General features: G+C 39.6%; 19 protein-coding genes. 6 read left to right on the top strand and 13 right to left on the bottom strand.

Features of this window, described 5'->3' with window-relative positions; genetic code table 11:
• Positions 1-12: 12 nt before the first annotated feature.
• Both ESZ39_RS09435 and ESZ39_RS18360 read left to right on the top strand, forming a co-directional pair.
• Positions 13-249: a hypothetical protein gene (locus ESZ39_RS09435; RefSeq protein WP_146879666.1), complete on the top strand. Its 237-nt coding sequence runs from the start codon at positions 13-15 to the stop codon at positions 247-249.
• A gap of 25 nt (positions 250-274) precedes the next feature.
• Positions 275-325: a hypothetical protein gene (locus ESZ39_RS18360; protein WP_411266872.1), complete on the top strand. Its 51-nt coding sequence runs from the start codon at positions 275-277 to the stop codon at positions 323-325.
• Positions 326-345: 20 nt separating this feature from the next.
• On the opposite strand, the gene ESZ39_RS09445 is transcribed toward ESZ39_RS18360, so the two are convergent.
• Positions 346-1,677 (bottom strand): MATE family efflux transporter, encoded by a 1,332-nt coding sequence (locus ESZ39_RS09445; RefSeq protein ID WP_223270322.1) that lies wholly within the window; start codon positions 1,675-1,677, stop codon positions 346-348.
• A gap of 100 nt (positions 1,678-1,777) precedes the next feature.
• Here ESZ39_RS09445 and ESZ39_RS09450 point away from each other — a divergent pair, with 100 nt between their 5' ends.
• Positions 1,778-2,827 (top strand): polysaccharide deacetylase family protein, encoded by a 1,050-nt coding sequence (locus tag ESZ39_RS09450; protein WP_146879667.1) that lies wholly within the window; start codon positions 1,778-1,780, stop codon positions 2,825-2,827.
• A gap of 840 nt (positions 2,828-3,667) precedes the next feature.
• Here ESZ39_RS09450 and ESZ39_RS09455 read toward each other — a convergent pair.
• The 5 genes from ESZ39_RS09455 to ESZ39_RS09475 all read right to left on the bottom strand — a co-directional run bounded on the left by ESZ39_RS09455 (position 3,668) and on the right by ESZ39_RS09475 (position 7,656).
• Positions 3,668-4,333, bottom strand: coding sequence for an SCO family protein (locus ESZ39_RS09455; RefSeq protein ID WP_146879668.1), 666 nt, complete (start codon positions 4,331-4,333; stop codon positions 3,668-3,670).
• Positions 4,333-5,250, bottom strand: coding sequence for a heme o synthase (gene cyoE, locus ESZ39_RS09460; protein ID WP_146879669.1), 918 nt, complete (start codon positions 5,248-5,250; stop codon positions 4,333-4,335). The genes ESZ39_RS09455 and cyoE overlap by 1 nt, the downstream gene beginning before the upstream one ends.
• A 9-nt stretch (positions 5,251-5,259) precedes the next feature.
• Complete coding sequence (locus ESZ39_RS09465; RefSeq protein WP_146879670.1) at positions 5,260-6,267, bottom strand: COX15/CtaA family protein; 1,008 nt, start codon at positions 6,265-6,267, stop codon at positions 5,260-5,262.
• Positions 6,268-6,828: a hypothetical protein gene (locus ESZ39_RS09470; protein ID WP_146879671.1), complete on the bottom strand. Its 561-nt coding sequence runs from the start codon at positions 6,826-6,828 to the stop codon at positions 6,268-6,270.
• 81 nt (positions 6,829-6,909) lie between these two features.
• Positions 6,910-7,656, bottom strand: a complete 747-nt coding sequence (locus ESZ39_RS09475) for an SURF1 family protein (RefSeq protein WP_146879672.1) — start codon at positions 7,654-7,656, stop codon at positions 6,910-6,912.
• A gap of 51 nt (positions 7,657-7,707) precedes the next feature.
• Between ESZ39_RS09475 and ESZ39_RS09480 the strand changes: the two genes are divergently transcribed.
• Positions 7,708-7,917, top strand: coding sequence for a DUF2909 domain-containing protein (locus ESZ39_RS09480; RefSeq protein ID WP_146879673.1), 210 nt, complete (start codon positions 7,708-7,710; stop codon positions 7,915-7,917).
• Between the two features lie 70 nt (positions 7,918-7,987).
• On the opposite strand, the gene ESZ39_RS09485 is transcribed toward ESZ39_RS09480, so the two are convergent.
• The 5 genes from ESZ39_RS09485 to lexA form a co-directional block, all read right to left on the bottom strand.
• Entirely contained in the window at positions 7,988-8,872 is an 885-nt protein-coding gene (locus tag ESZ39_RS09485; protein WP_146879674.1) for a cytochrome c oxidase subunit 3, read from the bottom strand.
• A gap of 30 nt (positions 8,873-8,902) precedes the next feature.
• Complete coding sequence (locus ESZ39_RS09490) at positions 8,903-9,481, bottom strand: cytochrome c oxidase assembly protein (RefSeq protein WP_146879675.1); 579 nt, start codon at positions 9,479-9,481, stop codon at positions 8,903-8,905.
• An 11-nt stretch (positions 9,482-9,492) separates the two neighbouring features.
• Positions 9,493-11,097, bottom strand: coding sequence for a cytochrome c oxidase subunit I (gene ctaD / locus ESZ39_RS09495; protein ID WP_146879676.1), 1,605 nt, complete (start codon positions 11,095-11,097; stop codon positions 9,493-9,495).
• Between the two features lie 12 nt (positions 11,098-11,109).
• Positions 11,110-12,663: a cytochrome c oxidase subunit II gene (gene coxB / locus ESZ39_RS09500; protein ID WP_411266871.1), complete on the bottom strand. Its 1,554-nt coding sequence runs from the start codon at positions 12,661-12,663 to the stop codon at positions 11,110-11,112.
• 573 nt (positions 12,664-13,236) lie between these two features.
• Positions 13,237-13,851: a transcriptional repressor LexA gene (gene lexA, locus ESZ39_RS09505; RefSeq protein WP_146879677.1), complete on the bottom strand. Its 615-nt coding sequence runs from the start codon at positions 13,849-13,851 to the stop codon at positions 13,237-13,239.
• 346 nt (positions 13,852-14,197) lie between these two features.
• On the opposite strand from lexA, the gene ESZ39_RS09510 reads away from it, so the two are divergent.
• Both ESZ39_RS09510 and oxyR read left to right on the top strand, forming a co-directional pair.
• Entirely contained in the window at positions 14,198-14,500 is a 303-nt protein-coding gene (locus ESZ39_RS09510; protein WP_146879678.1) for a hypothetical protein, read from the top strand.
• 202 nt (positions 14,501-14,702) lie between these two features.
• The gene (oxyR, locus tag ESZ39_RS09515) at positions 14,703-15,602 is read left to right on the top strand and encodes a DNA-binding transcriptional regulator OxyR (protein ID WP_146879679.1); all 900 of its coding nucleotides are present in this window, start codon (positions 14,703-14,705) and stop codon (positions 15,600-15,602) included.
• A gap of 132 nt (positions 15,603-15,734) precedes the next feature.
• Here the strand turns inward: oxyR and ahpF are convergent, their stop codons facing one another.
• Both ahpF and ahpC read right to left on the bottom strand, forming a co-directional pair.
• Positions 15,735-17,336, bottom strand: a complete 1,602-nt coding sequence (gene ahpF, locus ESZ39_RS09520; RefSeq protein ID WP_146879680.1) for an alkyl hydroperoxide reductase subunit F — start codon at positions 17,334-17,336, stop codon at positions 15,735-15,737.
• A gap of 108 nt (positions 17,337-17,444) precedes the next feature.
• Positions 17,445-18,014 carry an alkyl hydroperoxide reductase subunit C gene (gene ahpC, locus ESZ39_RS09525; protein WP_146879681.1) on the bottom strand — a complete coding sequence of 190 codons (570 nt, stop codon included), beginning with the start codon at positions 18,012-18,014 and terminating at the stop codon, positions 17,445-17,447.
• Between the last annotated feature and the right edge of the window lie 901 nt (positions 18,015-18,915).

Raw genomic sequence — 18,915 nt, forward strand, 5'->3', positions numbered from 1 at the left:
AGTAACCTTTAAATGTCATTATTAGAAAAACTAGGCCAAGATCCACAACGCAGCATGCAGCGTTTTCTCAGTGGACTTGGTCTTTTTATTATCGGCGTCTGTTTTATATTTCTTGGTTACTATCAGCACTATCTTTGGCAAATGCTTGGCATAGTTATTTTAGCTTGCGGTTGTCTGCTTGCTATTTATGGTTATGTCGGATTATTTGCCAATCGTTTGTCTCAGATAATTAATCGCACTACACCTTAAAAGTGCTAACCTGAAAAGTGCTAACCTGAAAAGTGCTAACCTGAAAAATTCTAGTCTGAACAACATTAAACTGTAAAGCACAAGCGATAAAAATCGCTAAAAAGTATGCTTATTTCGCTGATAATGCCAAGCTAACGTCACGCCGCGTGCTAACATAAATATTGAAAATGCCGCCCACAAGCCATGATTACCATAATCCTTTAATAGCCACCATACTGGAAAAAAACAGCCAAAAGTAGCGATTATCATGCTGTTTCTCATAATATGCGCCTGCATCAAACCAACATATACACCATCATATAAGTAACACCAACAAGCCAGTAACGGTAAAGCAACAATCCAAAATAGATAGCGCTGGGCATAATCGACCACAGCCGATATATCCGAGATGCTGACAATGAAAAAATCACCGGCTAGGTAAAACAATAAACTGTAAGCGAGCGCAAATATGCCAGTCCAAAACAGTGCAATATTGACACTGACAAACATGATTTTTTGATTTTTTTCTCCTTTAGCTTTACCTACCATCACTTCTGCTGCATTGGCAATACCGTCTAAGCCAAACGAGATTAACAATAAAAAATTCATCAATATGGCATTGGCGGCAATAACATCGTCACCTAATCTAGCACCTTGAAAGGTCATAAAAATAAAGCATATTTCTAAACATAAAGTGCGAATTAGTATATCTCGATTCAGTTTGAAATAGCTTAACAAAGCTGTTCGTTCTAAAGCCGCAGCAAACATTTGCTGGACGCTAGTAAATAAGCCAATAAACTTTTGTTTAAAGTTTTTGTATACAAAGGCTAAGCCAATAAATAGGCCACTGTATTCGGCAATCAGCGTCGCCATGGCCACGCCTTTAACTTGCCAAGCAAAGCCAATAACAAACAGTAAATCTAGGCCTAAGTTAATCAAGTTAGTGGCAATAATTAACCACATCACTACTTTGGCTTGGTGATTACCCAGTAACCAACCCAAAATAACTAAATTAGCTAATGCCGCTGGTAAACCCCAAATTCGAATCGCGCTATATTCTTGCGCATAAAACTGTACTTGTTCAGAGCCACCTGCTAATGATAGCGCCAGATCGAGGTAAAAATTCTGCAATAGAATAACCAACAAGCCAATAGCAAATGCAACCATAATACCGCGCAGCAATATCAAACAGCTTAAGCTATTATTGTTTTGGCCAAATGCCTGCGCTGATAGGCCGGTGGTCGACATACGTAAAAAGCCACACAGCCAAGTGACTGCGGTAATGATCATGGCGCCAACCGCACTACCGCCTAAATAATAAGAGTACTCTAGGTGGCCAATAACAGCGGTATCAACTAAACCTAACAATGGCGCAGTAATGTTTGACAAAATCATCGGTAAAGCAAGAATAAATAACTGCTTATGACGTTCTATATTATTGAATTTCAAAAAAAGCCAACCTTTATGGCAAATGGACTGTATAAATAGTAAAAAAAAAGCTATTTTACCCAAGCGCTTAACGCTCTATAAATATCTCAGGAAGATTAACATGAAATATCATTTCTTGGCAGCATTATGCTATTGCCTCCACATCACCAGCTTCGCTACTGTCATTCTACAATATCATCATGTTAGCGAGACTACCCCGGCCAGTACCAGCATCTCTCCAGGGCAGTTTGCACTACATATGCAATACCTAGAAGACAACAATTTTGAGGTGATTGCCTTATCTACCTTAGTGAATTCGATTAAAACACAAACAGCGTTGCCAAATAAGTCGGTGGTCATTACCTTTGACGATGCTTATTTAGATATTTTAACCCATGGTAAACCCATAATGGATAAACACGATTATCCCTTCACCATATTTATTAACCCCGGTATTGTTGCGCAAAATTCCAAGCAATACCTATCGTGGCAGCAACTTAAAGTGATGGCTGACGATGGGGTAATTATTGCTAATCATGGCATGGAGCACGACTCGTTAGTCCGAATACCTGATGGTATGACGATGCCACAGTGGTTAGCAAAAAATACTCAATCACTACTAAGTGCAGAAAAGATAATTGCAGAAAAAACCGGGCAGAGTTGGCGCTATTTCGCTTATCCCTACGGTGAATATAGCCCTGAAATTCAGCAGTGGATACAAGACAATAACTTTGTCGCTTTCTCACAACAGTCAGGCGCTGTTGGCTTGGATACTAATACGACAATTATTCCACGCTTTCCAGTCTCACAGCCTTACGATCAATTACCCAGCTTACGCGATAAGCTCAATGCTCTGCCTTTTAGCATTCGCGTTGAGGCAGAAAATCAACAAACCATTTTTCAACAGGGTGAGTCAACATCAGTAAGCTTTAAAGTCGAGGTAGATGATTTTAATCCTGAACAATTAAATTGCTATATTTCTGGTTTAGGGCGTCAGAAAATTCAATGGCAAGGGGATGAAATGTTTACTATTAATTACAGTGCACCGCTGCCAACCGGACGTGTGCGTTGCAATTGTACCGCGCCAAGTATTAGTGAACCTGGACGCTACTATTGGTTTTCAAAGCCTTGGTTTATTCTCAAAGAAAACCGTCAGTGGTATCCGCTGTAGCCTTATTCAGTGTAAGCATTATCCGCTATCACTATTGGAATTAAGCCAGTGATATTAAAGAATATTTATTAGGTAGGAGTGTCTGCCGTCAAAGCATTATTTCACCTGTTAAATTGAGTACTAAATCCAGATGATGGACTGAAGTCCAACCGACAAAAAACCAGATAACTGTTGGTGATTAATCATTGTAGGTCGGCATTTATGCTGTCAAATAAGCATTTAGCCTGTGATATCTAACACTAAATCCAGATGATGGACTGAAGTCCAACCTACAAAAATCCAGATAACTATTGGTGATTAATCATTGTAGGTCGGCATTTATGCCGACAAATAAACATTTAGCCTGTGATATCTAACACTAAATCCAGATGATGGACTGAAGTCCAACCTACAAAAAACCAGATAACTGTTGGTGATTAATCATTGTAGGTCGGCATTTATGCCGACAAATAGACATTTAATTTTATGCGCATAGAACTGTGCTGAGTTATTCATTTTACTACGACCAATCCCATTAAGTTATTGCTCACTTGTACTAGTTATACCAAGTTGATTAATTACCTGCTCATTTTTAATGGTTAAAATGAATAACTACAGCGTTATAAAATTTATAAGGTGAATAACTACTGACTAAATTTTATGCCTTGTATTTATCCATTTTTCCTCATGAAAAAGGTGATCACTTAATTAATCAAATTGGTATTAAAATAGCTCAAGGCTGTGTTGCTCTCAATAGCCAGCTATTGCTCAATCGAGCGCCTTACCTTGAATTATTTTTCCTGCGCACAACAAGATCACAAACTTAATGGAACTGGTATAAGACTTTACTCTAGCGTTAACTCAATACAAAGCAACAATCTTGGCAAAGTCACTGACCAGTTTATCACCCTCAATCACCGGAACTTCACCAAGTGCCTGTTTAGGTTTAAAAATAGCTTCTACTTTGCCAGCAGGGTTGATCAATACTAATGACGCACTGTGATCGACTAAATAACTGGTTGCTGTTGCGCCATGATTGTCTTTCGCATCGCTATTAATCTTGGGCTCTGATTCAGTTATCGCATACATCAAGCCTAAATTACGCGCAAATGGAAACAACACACCATGGTGACCATACAAGGCCTTAAATTCTGGATTGAAATAACCGATATAGCTGGCGAGTTTTTCTTGGGTGTCACGTTTTGGGTCAACAGAAACCAATAACACTTGGCTTGTATTGCTGATCGCTTTTAAATCATCATAAATAAAGTTCATTTCTTGTAAGGTTGTTGGGCAAACATCTGGGCACGATGTATAGCCAAAAAACACCCAACTCCAATGACCTTTTAACGACTCATTGTTGAATACTTCGCCAAGATGATCGGTTAATTCAAAGGCTTTAATCTCCCTTGCTTGTTGATAATGCAAAGCAAATTCAACCGGATCTTTTTTATTTAGCTGACCAAATAACATCACACCTGCTGCTAATGCGCCCAAGGCTACCATCAGAATAACAATTTTATTCATTAACCTGTTACCGGTAATAGATAATGATCGAGTAAAAGAATCATAAATAACGCCATTAAATGCACAATAGAAAACTTGAAGGTATCCATTGCAGTATTTTCATCAGCATTAAATTTTAATTTCCAAGCGTAAGCGAAAAACACTAAGTTTAATACCACAGCGCCAATTAAATATAACCAGTTACTCATACCGACTAAATAGGGTAACAAACCCACTATAAAGAGCAAAACGGTGTATAACAAAATTTGAGTTTTGGTAAAATTAACGCCATGTGTGACCGGTAACATCGGAATGTTTACTTTTGCATACTCGTCTTTTCGATGAATAGCCAAGGCCCAAAAATGTGGTGGTGTCCAAGTAAAGATTAATAACACTAACAATAATGCATTGGGGTGTATTTCATTGGTCATTGCTGTCCAACCTAATAAAGGTGGAATAGCACCCGCTAAACCGCCAATAGTAATATTTTGCGGGGTAGCACGCTTTAAATACATGGTATAAACAAAGCTGTAACCCACTAAGCCTGAAAAAGTTAACCAAGCAGTTAAGGGGTTAACTAAGCTATATAGAATAGCAAAGCCGGTTACCGCTAGCGTCATGGCAAATGTTGAAGCATTACGCGCGGTAAGCCTACCATTAGGCAACGGACGATTATGAGTACGCCCCATTTCACTGTCGATGCGCTGATCAACAATATGGTTAATCGCTGCTGCAGCAGATGACAAAAAGCCAATACCTATCATCGACGGCACTAATACTTGCCATGGAATAACGCCCGGCACCGATAAACACATACCCACTAAAGCGGTTAATACTAATAATGCCACTACCCGAGGTTTGGTGATTTCATAATAATCGCGCCAAATGGGTGTACTAGGTACGCTATGACTCGCTTCTATTGTGTTGCTTTGACTCATAATATGCTCCTAAGTTTTACGTTTTAAACTATATGTCATGGTAATTAATGACATCATTAACATCGCGGCCACTACGTTGTGACTAACCGCAACATTTAGCGGTAGTGAGAACCAAACATTACTAATACCCAAGCCCACTTGCACACTGAGAATAAAACCTAAACTCAATGCGGCGTTCTTAAAAAATGGCGCTTGTGCCTTACGGTAAATACTAATAGCTAACCAAAATAAGTACAGTGTTGTTACTATAGCTCCTAAGCGATGCATGACATGAATGGTCAAGCGTGAGGCATGATCAAGGTGACCAAATTCATAACTTTCTTTCTCTGGCGGAATAAGATCAAAAGCATGCTCAAAGTTCATCTGCTCTACCCAACCCGCTTGACAAATAGGGAGTTCAGCACAAGTAAGCGCGGCATAGTTAGACGATGTCCAACCACCCAAAGCAATTTGTCCGACTAAAATAAAAATACCAATCACAGCAAATTTAAAATATTTTTTCAGGCCAATGTCACCGCCAGGCACTCGAAAGTCACTCAAACGCAAATACAGTAATAGCAATAAACACAGCGTGGTGAAGCCACCCAGTAAATGCCCCATCACCACCACAGGCATTAACTTCATGGTCACAGTCCACATGCCAAGTGCCGCTTGAAAAGTCACCACTATTAAAATTAAAATCGGCAGCCCCAACGGACCGCGTTGCGCGCGACGCTTCAGCGAGATTAAGGCAATAATCAGAATCAATACCCCTAATGAGCCTGCGAAATAACGATGGATCATTTCATTCCATGCTTTTTCTGGTTCAACAGGACGCTCAGGAAATGCTTGCTCAGCAGCAATAATTTGGGCACTGGTTTTAGGCACCTCAACTAAACCATAACAACCTGGCCAATCTGGACAACCAAGTCCTGCATGGGTTAGTCGTGCATAAGCACCTAAACTAACCACTACAATGGCTAATAAAATACTAACAAAAACAAGTTTTCTGAGATCGGAAGAGCTTTGTGTTTTCATTTAGCCAATCCTTGAATACTTTAACAGTTTCTTAAAGTCAGCCAATATCGCTTTGCCAAATTGTGGTAGTTGCTCGGCACTTTTTGGTGGTACATGGCTAAGAATGACATTACCTAGGGGGTCAACAATTAACACTTGTGATTGCGTTATCACCGATTTTGCCAAAGCAGGCATGGTTTGAATATGCCAGCGCTTAAGTTGAATTTTTTCGGCTTGCTCTGCGCGTAAATCTTGTTGAGTTAAACCCACCAGCTTAACGCGCGGCATTTCTTTACCGAGAGCAATATAGGTATTGTTGACACTGACTAGGGTATTTTCACATTGCTCATCACAACTTACTGGCAAGGTGTATAACATTAGCCATTGATGCTCAAAGTCGTCAACACTTAGCCCAAGTTGCGCCAAGGTTAATTCATTCTCGATAAGTTGCCCTTGATTGGTAACACCATAATTAAACCATTGCTGATTCAACGCCAATTTTGCTAGCGCGATAGGAATGATAAACACTGCTAAGAGAATTATCATACTGCGGCGCGATTTATTTAACTCTGAAGAACTCATACAACTCAGCCTTTTATTCTTATTATTTGGTGTTGGTATTTGTCTAACCTGCTTTCTTGTGCTTATCCAGGTTACTTATGCTTATTCAGACGGATGTTTGTTACTGGTTTTTATCGCGGCCCAAACCATCAAGCTTATCCAAGCTAACGCTAAACTAAACCATTGAAACGCATAGGCTCGATGTTTTTCTGGTGGCATTACGATGGGCTGCCAATTTTTTACATAACCTATCGTCTCTTTTTTATCTAAATAAACCACAAAGGGCAATAGTTTCTTGCTAATTAATTGTGAAAACTTATCTAATTCAATTTGTTGTACTCTTAATGGCCATGACGGATTAGTTAAATTTTGTGCTTGCAATTGAATGCCTACTTCGACTTCTCGCACATGACCAGATATCGTATGTTGGCCAGTAACAGGTATTACATCAGGTAATATATTTCGATCAATTGAGCCCTGTACCCAGCCCAAATTCACCAATATGGCAGCATCATTACTTTCAATAATTTGATAGACCCGGTAGCCCAAACGGCCTTTGTCTGGTTGGTTGTCGAGCAGAAATACTTTATCGCCAACAAAATCGCCCTTTAACTGAATAGGTAAATCGTTAATGCCATCTTGTAAACCGCTAAGGGTTAATACTTGTGCTAGTGATAAGGCTTGGCGTTGACTTAATTCACTAATGCGCTGTTGGCGCTGTTCCTTTTCAAGCGCCCGGTCAATTTGCCAAAATCCGAGCTTGATTAATGACAAAAATACTAGCATGGTAAATATAACCATCGGCCAATTAAGTTGCTTTAATTTGTGCTGAAGTGATACCGAATTCATAGACTACCGCATATTGACTAACTAAAAATAGATGATAAAAGAGAGAATGCTGTGTTAATTAAATTTATTGTTGTCGGCTTATTAGCCTTTATGGTTTATAACTTATTTCGGGCGTTATTCATCATGAATAAAAATGACCCTGATAAACCACCCATGTCTAAATTTATTGGTCGACGGGTAATGACCTCGGTTGTACTGGTGTTATTACTACTACTGGGTATACTGACCGGCGTGATCACACCTAACCCTAGTCCGTATTAAATGGGCAAAAGGTACGATATTTATCATCATAAATATCGTACCTTAAAGCACTTATTCAAGCACTATAGCGTTAAATAATATAAACAAAGACAAACAGTATTACCCACACTACATCAACGAAATGCCAATACCAACTCGCGGCTTGAAAGGCAAAATGGTTTTTCGGCGTAAAATGACCCTTAAATACTCGAATAAGCATCACTAGCAGCATAATTGTCCCTAAGGTCACATGCATACCGTGAAAGCCCGTCAGCAAATAAAAGGTATTGCCATAAATGCCACTATCTAGATAAAGCTTCATTTCGTCAGCATAACCATGGGAGTATTCTAAGCCTTGGCAAAACAAAAACACCACGCCCAACACAACAGTCAGTCCTAACCAAAACTTCAATAAGCCACGTTTGTTCTGCTCTAAAGAAACATGAGCAAAATGAGCGGTAATTGATGAAGTTAACAGTAAAATAGTGTTAATTAATGGTAAGCCATACCAACCCATAGCAGTAGTTTCAGTACCGTCTGGCGTTTTAATTAATGGCCAAGTCGCGGTAAATTCAGGCCATAAAATAACCGCCGTTGCCGCGTTATTTCCAGCACCATCAAGCCAGGGTACCGAAAAAGTACGGGCATAAAGTAAAGCGCCAAAAAAAGCGGCAAAAAACATCACCTCTGAAAAAATAAACCAGCTCATACCTTGGCGGAATGAATTGTCCATTTGGTGACTATATTTTCCTGACATTGATTCGGTAATCACATTGTTAAACCAACCAAACATCATATAAATAATCAATGCGATACCAGCAAGTAATACCCAGCCCCCGCCTGCATTTTCAGGATTATTTAAATTCGAGACATAATTTGCCGCACCTACTGCAATCAAAAACAACGCAATAGCGCCTACTATTGGCCATTTGCTTTGCGCTGGTACGTAATAACTTTCGTATTCTTTTGTTGTCATTGTTGTTCCCCTCATTTAAGTGCCAAGCACTTAAGAATCAACCGAACTTGTAATATCGTACAAGGTGTAAGATAGGGTGATGGTAGATACGTCTTCGGGTATGTCTAAATCAACATAAAACTGCAATCCCATTTCAACATCCTCACTGGCTTTTAACGGTTGGCTATTAAAACAAAAGCATTCTATCTTTTGAAAATAAACCGCCGCCCGCCCTGGTGATACTGACGGCACAGCTTGGCCAACAATATCGCTTACAGACTCATTTTTAGCATAAAATTTAACGGTTTTGCGTTCACCTGGGTGTACTTTTACTTCATTAACCATTGGCTCAAACTGCCAAGGGATTCCTTTGGCAGTTCGCGTCAAAAATTGTACGGTAATCGTCCGCTCGGTATCGATGCTTTTGGCAGTATAACTTGCCGCAACATCAGATGTTTTCCCGTTTAACCCGGTGATATCACAAAATACGTCGTATAACGGCACCATCGCAAAACCAAAACCAAACATAGCAAAAACAATCAACATCAGTTTTTTTACTGTTTTTTTTACTGAAGCATCATGCGTCTGTGCTTGTTTTGATAACTTGTTTTGCGATTCACCGTTAGTCATTTTAGCTCCAATTAATCAATTTTTGGTGGTGTTGTGAACGTGTGATATGGCGCAGGGCTAGGCACTGTCCATTCCAAACCTTCCGCTCCATCCCAAGGTTTCATCGGCGCTTTCTCGCCACCTCTAATACACTTGATCACCAATGCCAAGAAAATTAACTGTGAAATACCAAAGGCAAAACCACCAATACTAACCCACTTATTAAAATCAGCAAATTGCAAAGCATAATCAGGAATACGACGAGGCATACCCGCCAAACCTAAAAAGTGCATGGGGAAAAACAATAAGTTTACCGAGATAAGTGAACACCAAAAGTGCCACTTACTTAAGGTATCGTTGTACATATGACCCGTCCATTTTGGTAACCAGTAATAAGCGCCAGCAAAAATAGAAAATAACGACCCCGTAACCAAGACATAGTGAAAATGAGCCACAACAAAGTAAGTATCATGATACTGAAAATCAACCGGTGTCATTGCTAGCATCAAGCCAGAAAAACCACCAATAGTAAACAAAATCACAAAAGCAATAGAGAACAACATCGGGGTTTCAAAGCTGAGCGAACCCCGCCACATAGTGGCGGCCCAGTTAAAGACTTTCACTCCAGTAGGCACCGCAATTAACATGGTGCAATACATAAAGAATAATTCGCCAAAGAGCGGCATCCCCGTGGTAAACATGTGATGAGCCCAAACGATAAACGACAAAAATGCAATTGACGCAGTAGCGTAAACCATTGAACTATAACCAAATAACGGTTTGCGTGAAAACGCTGGAATTGTTGTAGAAACAATACCAAACGCTGGCAGAATCATAATATAAACTTCAGGATGACCAAAGAACCAGAAAATATGCTGGAACATTACCGGATCACCACCGCCGGCGGCATCAAAAAAACTGGTACCAAAGTAAGTATCAGTTAATACCATAGTGACAACACCGGCGAGTACCGGCATCACCGCTATCAACAAGTAAGCTGTAATGAAAAATGTCCATACAAACAATGGCATTTTCATATAAGTCATACCAGGCGCACGCATATTCATAATGGTTACAACAATGTTAATTGCGCCCATAATGGAGGAGATCCCCATAATATGTACCGCAAAAACAAAGAAGGCTGTACTGCCGTTACTATAGGTGGTTGATAATGGCGCGTAGAAGGTCCAACCAAAGTTTGGTGCACCACTTTCCATAAAGAAAGACGACAATAAAATAGCGAAAGCAAAGGGTAGTATCCAAAAGCTCCAGTTATTTAGCCTAGGTAGTGCCATATCTGGCGCACCAACCATCATAGGTAACATCCAGTTCGCCAAACCGGTAAAGGCTGGCATTATCGCGCCAAACACCATAATAAGACCGTGCACTGTGGTCATTTGGTTAAAGAAATCAGGCTCAAGTATTTGTAATCCAGGCTGAAATAACTCAGCGCGGATAACCAGCGCCATCATACCGCCAGTTAAAAACATGATAAATGAGAACCATAAATACATCGAACCGATATCTTTATGGTTTGTGGTGTATAACCAGCGCTTCATGCCAGTCATTTTATGATCATGGTGCTCACCGTCATGTGGATCATGCTCGGATTGATCATTAATTACATCTGTAGTCATTATAACGCCTCCCTACTTCGCGCTAGCAGCAACATCTGCTGGCTGGACTAAATCACCGGTGTTATTACCCCAAGCATTACGCTCGTAAGTGACAACCGCAGCAATTTGCGTTTTAGTTAATTGGCTGGCAAAAGCCGCCATCGCTGGATTTTTTTTGCTACCGTTAAGCACCATATCTATATGCACTGCGACATCACCGGTAGCAATCGCACTACCTTTAAGTGCAGGAAAAACAGGCGCCATACCTTCACCACTGGCTTGATGACAAGCAGCACAAGCTGTCATGTAGACATCTTCACCTAGGGTCATTAATTCATCTTGGCTATAAACCTTTGATAAATCTTCTTTTGGTATGACTTTAGCCACTGTTGCCACCGCGGCTTCTGTAACATCTTCAACCGCTTGTTCAGCAGTATCTGAAGTACTTGCACCACTAACCGCTTTGACATCGGCAGCTTGAACAGCTTCGCCAGTATTGTTACCCCAAGCATTACGCTCATAAGTTACAACTGCCGCAATTTCTTTTAAGCTTAGTTGCTTACCATAAGCCTGCATGCCCGTGCCTGCTTTACCATTAACAACAATATCTATATGTGCGCTAGCTGGACCCGTTGTGGCAATAGCACTCCCTTTAAGGGCTGGAAATGCAGGTGGTAAACCTTGTCCACTAACCTGATGACACGCTGCACAGTATGCAGTATAAGTTGTTTCGCCCAGTTGCATTAATTCGTCCATTGAAGCCGAAGCATTTAACGACGCCGCTTCAGCGGCTGCTGCATTGGCCTGCATTTGCTTCTGCTCATCAAGCCAAATGGCATAATCAGCTTCAGACTTAACTTCAACAACTATCGGCATAAAACCGTGGTCTTTACCACATAACTCAGCACATTGGCCGCGATAAATACCGGGGTCATCTACCTTGGTCCAAGCTTCGTTAATAAAGCCTGGGTTAGCATCTTGTTTTACCGCAAATGCTGGTACCCACCAAGCATGGATAACATCATCAGAAGTAATAACAAAACGTACTTTTTTATTGGTTGGAATGACCAAAGGACGATCAACTTCTAACAGGTAGTGTTCACCTTTTTCTGCTGACGTACCATCTTGGTTTTCGTATTGTTCACGCGGAGTAGAAAGCACTGAATAAAACTCAAGATCTTGATCAAAGTATTTATAATGCCATTTCCACTGAGAACCCGTTATTTGAATGGTTAAATCCGCATCATCGTTGTTTTCCATATCAATGAGCGTAATAGTGGCAGGAAAAGCCATAGCAATTAAAATAACGACTGGAATCGCCGTCCAAAGAATTTCAACTTTTGTGCTTTCATGGAAGGTTGCTGGTTTAAAACCTTTTGACTTACGGTGAAACACCATAGACCAAAACATGGCACCAAATACCACAACACCAATAGCGACACAGATATAGAGCACCAACATATGTAAATCATATACGTCTCTACTCACCTCAGTAACACCTTTGGTTAAGTTCAGCGACATATCTGCCCATACTGAACTAGACAACAAGCCCCCTAGCAACAGCAAACCTAGGTTACATCTTTTCACGCGACATCTCCTTCACCCTTAATTTAGGCCAAATAACGTGTTTTCATTATAAAACTGGTTATTTAACGCATACATTTATTATTATTTAAGTGACGCATTAATCGACAGCTGTCAATTGCGCCCTATTATTTTTTTGTACGTTTTCCAGACTAGAGTTACTTAAAACTTGATAGGGGTCAATTCTTAATTTCAAAACCATGATAAATAAAAGCCAACAAATACAATAGAGTAAAAGCCCTAAACTGTACAAAAAGTACAGTTTTAAAAGGATAGCGGCAATGTTCATATTTTGTTCAAGGCCTATTTCTCATACTGAATAATAAATAATCAATGCAAAAATGGGTTGTATAAAAAGCAGGCTATTTGTGGTGTTTATTGCTAAATAAGAGGATTGTTCTCATCAAAAACGTTAGGTAGATCAATGGGGGGTCAAAAGTAAGAAAAGCGCAGATTTAAGCCCATAAGGTTAAACCAATCAATCGTTAAATCTGCGAAATATAGTGTGGGAAAATGGTGTGTAAGCACATCTAGCGTAGGTAAATATTAGAATGTATAAATTAAGTGCAAAGTAAACTACATCCAATCAGCTGCGCGAATAACACCAACCGCTAAACCTTCAACATTAAATTGCTGAGACGTTAAATCTACCTCAATCGGTGAAAAATCTTTATTTTCAGCATGTAAATAAACCACATTGCCCTCACGCTTAAAACGCTTAACGGTAACATCGTCTTCAACACGCGCAACAATCACTTGGCCATTTTGCACATCAGTTGTTTGATGAACGGCTAACAAATCGCCGTCCATAATACCAATATCTTTCATACTTTCGCCATTAACCCGCAATAAGTAATCAGCTGGAGGATGAAATAAACTACCATCAATTTTATAATGTTGCTCAACATGTTCTTGCGCCAAAATAGGCTCACCTGCGGCAACACGACCAATAAGTGGCAAGCCGTCTTCAGCGATAAACTCTTGTGTAAGACGAATACCACGCGATGTGCCAGGTAATATTTCAATATAACCTTTCTTCGCTAGCGCTTTTAAATGTTCTTCTGCTGCATTGGCCGACTTAAAACCAAAGAAAGTAGCAATTTCGGCACGCGTTGGCGGCATACCCGTATCAGAAATTTTGTCTCGGATCAGATCAAAAATCTGCTGTTGTCTTGGTGTTAAAGGGCGCATCGTTATTCCTTAAGCTACTTAAGAGCAAGCCTGTATTTTTAAACAGTATTACTGTTATTGTATACAGGCTGTAAATAAACGCAAGAAAATAATTATCCGCCTTTGCTAGTATGGTTCTTTAATTACAATGCTAGTGTTTTCAGGCGCATGAAGTACCCTATCTATATCGTTGTAAGTGGATATCACCATTAAAATTAGTCCGGTATTGAGCACGTTAGCCTCATTATTAATGATTCCAAAAGCACTAATGATTAAAGGCATTTAAAATACCGATGAATAAAACTACTCACCTTACTCAAAGAGCTGGTGTATATTTAAGTAAACCTTAGAAAATGAAGGGAAAATAATGAATAAATACGAATATTTAGATTGTTGCAAAGAACAGTTATTGAACGTTTTTAAGCTCACTAAAAACCATAAAAAGGATGAACAGCTAAAATTCAGGACCGAAGGTTTTATTCATGCGGGTAAAGCCTTAGGGGTTATATCTCATGAAGAGGCTGTCGGTATTATCGCGCAAGCTCACTTTGAGGTTTTTGGTGAAAGTATTGAGTCTCGTCAAAATAGAAAAGCCAGCTTAAAAGAAGCCGTTGCAAAAGGTGATGAAACTTTTATTAACATTCCAGCTTATCAGCGATTAAAACTTTAATACCTCAATCGCTTTAATGCTTCAATGCTTTACGACTTAAAAGTACAGTAAGTCATTTCAAATAGCGGCTCAATTAACCAAACTGTTAACAAGTTTATAGCCTTTGCAAGCAGGTTTTACTTTTCAACATAATAGCTAAACTTAGTTGCTTAAGTTAACATCAAGCTAACTATCATTATCCCCATATCAATAGATTTAAACTATGATAAAAATTCGTGATTTAGAGTATCTAACCGCCATTGCCGAATATAAACATTTTGGCCATGCTGCCGATGCTTGCTTTGTTAGTCAACCAACACTCAGTGGTCAAATTCAGAAGCTAGAACAGCGTCTTAAGTTGACCTTAATTGAACGTCAACCGCGCAATGTTATGCTAACACCAGCAGGAGAAAAGTTAGTACAACAAGCTCGGCAAGTACTGAACGCTGCAAATAACTTTGAAGAAGCGGCAAAAGCGCTACTTGATCCACTGTCCGGTGACTTACATATAGGCTTAATACCGACCTTAGCGCCATATATATTGCCGCATATTATGCCCAAACTGAACAGCAACCTGGCGAAAATAAACTTCTATTTACATGAAAATAGAACTCAAGATTTACTGCAGCAATTGGAAGCAGGCAAACTCGATATTTTAATTTTGCCTTGGTTGCCAGAAATGGTGCGTTTTGAACGCTACGATTTATTCACCGAGCCCTTGGTGATGGCAACGTCACCTTCACATCCATTGGCTAATAAAACAAAAGTAACCTTTGATGATTTACATAATCAAAAAATTCTCACCTTAGAGGATGGGCATTGTTTGAGAGATCAAGCCATGGGCTATTGCTTTAGCGCTGGTGCGGAGGAAGATGACAGTTTTCGAGCCACCAGCCTTGAAACCTTACGTTATATGGTGGCAAGCAATATAGGTATTACACTGTTGCCACAATTGGCGACTATTAATTATGCTCCGCAAAAGCATATTCATTACATTCCCTTTGAAAGCCCACAACCCGTGCGTGAAATATCCTTGCTTTGTCGTACTGGCTACGCCCAAATGGAAAGTGTCAGAGCCGTTGTTAATGAAGTGCGCCAAGCGGTAACTGGCTTATTTGATTAATAAGAGTAGCGCGCTATTAACGAAATAAACACTACCGCTGCTCACGGTAGTGTTTATTGTTTTAGTACTTATTACACTGGCGTTTCAGCGCTAATTTAAGCCGCCAAGCTAGTCCGCCTAGTTAATCTGCTATTACGCGGCAACTTGGCTAACGCTTTCAGTATTTTCAAGTGGGTTCGGTGTTCTAATTAAATAATCAAAAGCACCTAATGCTGCTGTTGCACCGCTGCCCATGGCAATAATAATTTGCTTAAATGGCGTGTTTGTTACATCGCCCGCCGCATAAACACCCGCAATATTGGTTTCGCCTTTGTGATTAATAATCACTTCGCCTCGCTCGGTTAAATCAACAGTTCCTTGCAGGAACTTTGAATTTGGTACTAAGCCTATTTGTACGAAAATACCGGCAAGTTCGATGCTTTCTTGCTCATCTGTCGCACGATTAAGGTAGTTTAGCCCAGTTACATGCTTACCATTACCTAATACTTCAGTTGTTTGAGCATTAACGATAATCTCAACATTAGGTAACGAACGTGCCTTATTTTGTAATATGGCATCGGCACGTAATACGCTGTCAAACTCCAGCACAGTGACATGTTTAACTAATCCAGCAAGATCAATGGCGGCCTCGATACCAGAGTTACCGCCACCAATAACTGCCACTGATTTACCTTTAAATAATGGCCCGTCACAGTGTGGACAATAAGCCACACCTTTACCGCGATATTCTTGCTCACCAGTAACGTTCATTTCTCTCCATCTTGCCCCTGTGGCAATAATGGTTGAGCGTGTTTGTAAGGTGGCACCATTTTCTAATTCAACGGTGATTAAGCCACCTTCAACATCACTTTCGATAATATTTTTCACCTGTTGATTATTCATAATATCAACATCATATTCATTAACATGGGCTTCTAAATTAGCCACTAGCTTAGGCCCATCAGTTGCATTGACTGAGATAAAATTTTCAATTGACAAGGTTTCTTGTAATTGGCCACCAAAGTCGTTAGCCACTATACCCGTGCGAATACCTTTACGGGCACTATATATCGCTGAAGATGCACCGGCTGGACCACCACCTATGACTAATAAGTCAAAAGCTTCTTTATCGTTGATTACTTTAGCTTGTCTCGCGCCAGCATTGGTATCAACTTTATTTAAAATCTCAGTTACCGTCATTCTGCCTTGGCCAAACGCTTTGCCATTTAAGTAAACTGCGGGTACTGATAAAATATCTCGTTTGTAAACTTCTTCTTGGAATAATGCCCCATCAACCATCACATGCTTAATTTGCGGATTAATTGCCGCCATCATGTTAAGTGCTTGCACTACGTCAGGGCAGTTTTGACAACTTAAGGAAATATAGGTTTCAAAGCTATGCTCACCTTCTAGTGAGGCCACTTGCTCAATAACCGCTTTATCAAGCTTTATTGGATGTCCACCGCTGTGCAGTAAGGCTAATACCAGAGAAGTAAATTCATGCCCCATTGGTACACCAGCAAAGCGCATTTCGCCACCGGTTTTAACTGATTTTACTAACATTGATGGCACACGCTCGTTGCTTGCATCTGCTGCAACAACCGTGACTAATGCTGACATTTCAGCAATTTCTGTCACCAAGGTATTTAATTCTTTTGATTTAACGTCGTCACCTAAAAATACTGATAATTCAACAGCCGATGTTAAATTCTGTAAATAGGTCGTTAGTTGTTGCTTTAAGTTCGTATCTAACATGGTTTATTCCTTTGAAAAACTGATGAATAGGATGATTTTTAGGTCATTCTGCATTGGCTTGGTAAATACCGCGATATTGTTAAAATATCGCGGTAATTTTTACTTTATTTAAATTTTGCCAACTAAATCTAGTGATGGTGTTAATGTTTCTGCACCTGGCTGCCATGCTGCTGGACATACTTCACCGTCATGTTCAGCTACATATTGTGCCGCTTGAATTTTGCGCACTAGCTCTTTCGCTGAACGGCCTATACCTAGGTCATGTATCTCAGCAATTTTAATTTCGCCTTCAGGATTAATAACAAACGTGCCACGTAATGCTAGGCCGTCATCTTCAATCATGACACCGAAGTTACGAGTAATTTTGCCTGTTGGGTCGCCAATCATTGGGTAAGTAATTTTACCAATAGTGTCTGAACTACCGTGCCAAGCTTTATGGGTGAAATGTGTGTCAGTTGATACTGAATAAACTTCAACGCCCATTTCTTGTAATTGTGCATAATGGTCAGCCATATCACCTAACTCTGTTGGGCAAACAAAGGTAAAGTCAGCTGGGTAGAAGAAAAATACTGCCCATTTACCTGCAACATCGGCTTCTGAAAGCTCAACGAATTCGCCTTGACTAAATGCGGTTGCGTTAAATGGCTGGATGGTTGAATTGATAATTGATTTATACATGTTTATCTCCACTTGTTTTAAAAATATGAGTACTTGTTAACTTGGGACAATGATACGTCGATAATTGAAATAGGAACAATCGTTTGAATTTATCATATCAATAGGTTTTAACTATTAAAGTAGCAATAAGAAGACCGAGAGCGATTGTAAGTGTTTAAACTTTATTTAATACTTTGCTAAAATTTCAACTTTACAAAAAAAAGACAAAAAAAACGCCCCTCAAATGAGGAGCGTATAAAAATATAAAACACTAATAAAAACAAAACCGAGGGGGGAAATCTCTTATTAAGTAAGAGTACCTGTATCGCGATTAGTTCAATTTTATTAAAAAATATAAAAAATATAATATTTTGCTCATTAATCACCGTTACTGTGATGGGTCAAATATAAATAGCCAAGTTAATTTCACCTAACGACAACCATTAACAACAACAGAGCCTATTAGCAACATCTTGTCCGTTAAAACAAGCTTATACCAATTACATTAAGTTATTGCTCACTTGTACTAGTTAAAATAGCTCAAGGCTGTGTTGCTCTCACTCCCAATAGCCAGCTATTGCTCAATCAAGCGCCTTACCTTGAATTATTTTTCCTGCGCACAACAAGATCACAAACTTAATGGAACTGGTATTACTCAACACCCAATGAGCATTTATGCCAACTAGAAAAATTAGCACTAACGAAGAAGGCATTAGCATCAGAAATAATAATCTCTTTTTCATAACCTTAAATTAACTAACATAAACCATTAAAACTCAAAATTTTCAAAGCTTTACTAATACCAATCCCATTAAGTTATTGCTCACTTGTACTAGTTAAAATAGCTCAAGGCTGTGTTGCTCTCAATCCCAATAGCCAGCTATTGCTCAATCGAGCGCCTTACCTTGAGTTATTTTTCCTG

The sequence above is a fragment of the Colwellia sp. C1TZA3 genome, assembly GCF_007954265.1.
Classification (GTDB): domain Bacteria; phylum Pseudomonadota; class Gammaproteobacteria; order Enterobacterales; family Alteromonadaceae; genus Cognaticolwellia.

What these genes read in the sequence shown, in the direction of transcription:
- ESZ39_RS09435 (WP_146879666.1), top strand. Translation starts at nt 13, where the DNA reads ATGTCATTATTAGAAAAACTAGGCCAAGATCCACAACGCAGCATGCAG.
- ESZ39_RS09450 (WP_146879667.1), top strand. Translation starts at nt 1,778, where the DNA reads ATGAAATATCATTTCTTGGCAGCATTATGCTATTGCCTCCACATCACC.
- ESZ39_RS09455 (WP_146879668.1), bottom strand. Translation starts at nt 4,333, where the DNA reads ATGAATAAAATTGTTATTCTGATGGTAGCCTTGGGCGCATTAGCAGCA.
- cyoE (WP_146879669.1), bottom strand. Translation starts at nt 5,250, where the DNA reads ATGAGTCAAAGCAACACAATAGAAGCGAGTCATAGCGTACCTAGTACA.
- ESZ39_RS09465 (WP_146879670.1), bottom strand. Translation starts at nt 6,267, where the DNA reads ATGAAAACACAAAGCTCTTCCGATCTCAGAAAACTTGTTTTTGTTAGT.
- ESZ39_RS09470 (WP_146879671.1), bottom strand. Translation starts at nt 6,828, where the DNA reads ATGAGTTCTTCAGAGTTAAATAAATCGCGCCGCAGTATGATAATTCTC.
- ESZ39_RS09475 (WP_146879672.1), bottom strand. Translation starts at nt 7,656, where the DNA reads ATGAATTCGGTATCACTTCAGCACAAATTAAAGCAACTTAATTGGCCG.
- ESZ39_RS09485 (WP_146879674.1), bottom strand. Translation starts at nt 8,872, where the DNA reads ATGACAACAAAAGAATACGAAAGTTATTACGTACCAGCGCAAAGCAAA.
- ESZ39_RS09490 (WP_146879675.1), bottom strand. Translation starts at nt 9,481, where the DNA reads ATGACTAACGGTGAATCGCAAAACAAGTTATCAAAACAAGCACAGACG.
- ctaD (WP_146879676.1), bottom strand. Translation starts at nt 11,097, where the DNA reads ATGACTACAGATGTAATTAATGATCAATCCGAGCATGATCCACATGAC.
- lexA (WP_146879677.1), bottom strand. Translation starts at nt 13,851, where the DNA reads ATGCGCCCTTTAACACCAAGACAACAGCAGATTTTTGATCTGATCCGA.
- ESZ39_RS09510 (WP_146879678.1), top strand. Translation starts at nt 14,198, where the DNA reads ATGAATAAATACGAATATTTAGATTGTTGCAAAGAACAGTTATTGAAC.
- oxyR (WP_146879679.1), top strand. Translation starts at nt 14,703, where the DNA reads ATGATAAAAATTCGTGATTTAGAGTATCTAACCGCCATTGCCGAATAT.
- ahpF (WP_146879680.1), bottom strand. Translation starts at nt 17,336, where the DNA reads ATGTTAGATACGAACTTAAAGCAACAACTAACGACCTATTTACAGAAT.
- ahpC (WP_146879681.1), bottom strand. Translation starts at nt 18,014, where the DNA reads ATGTATAAATCAATTATCAATTCAACCATCCAGCCATTTAACGCAACC.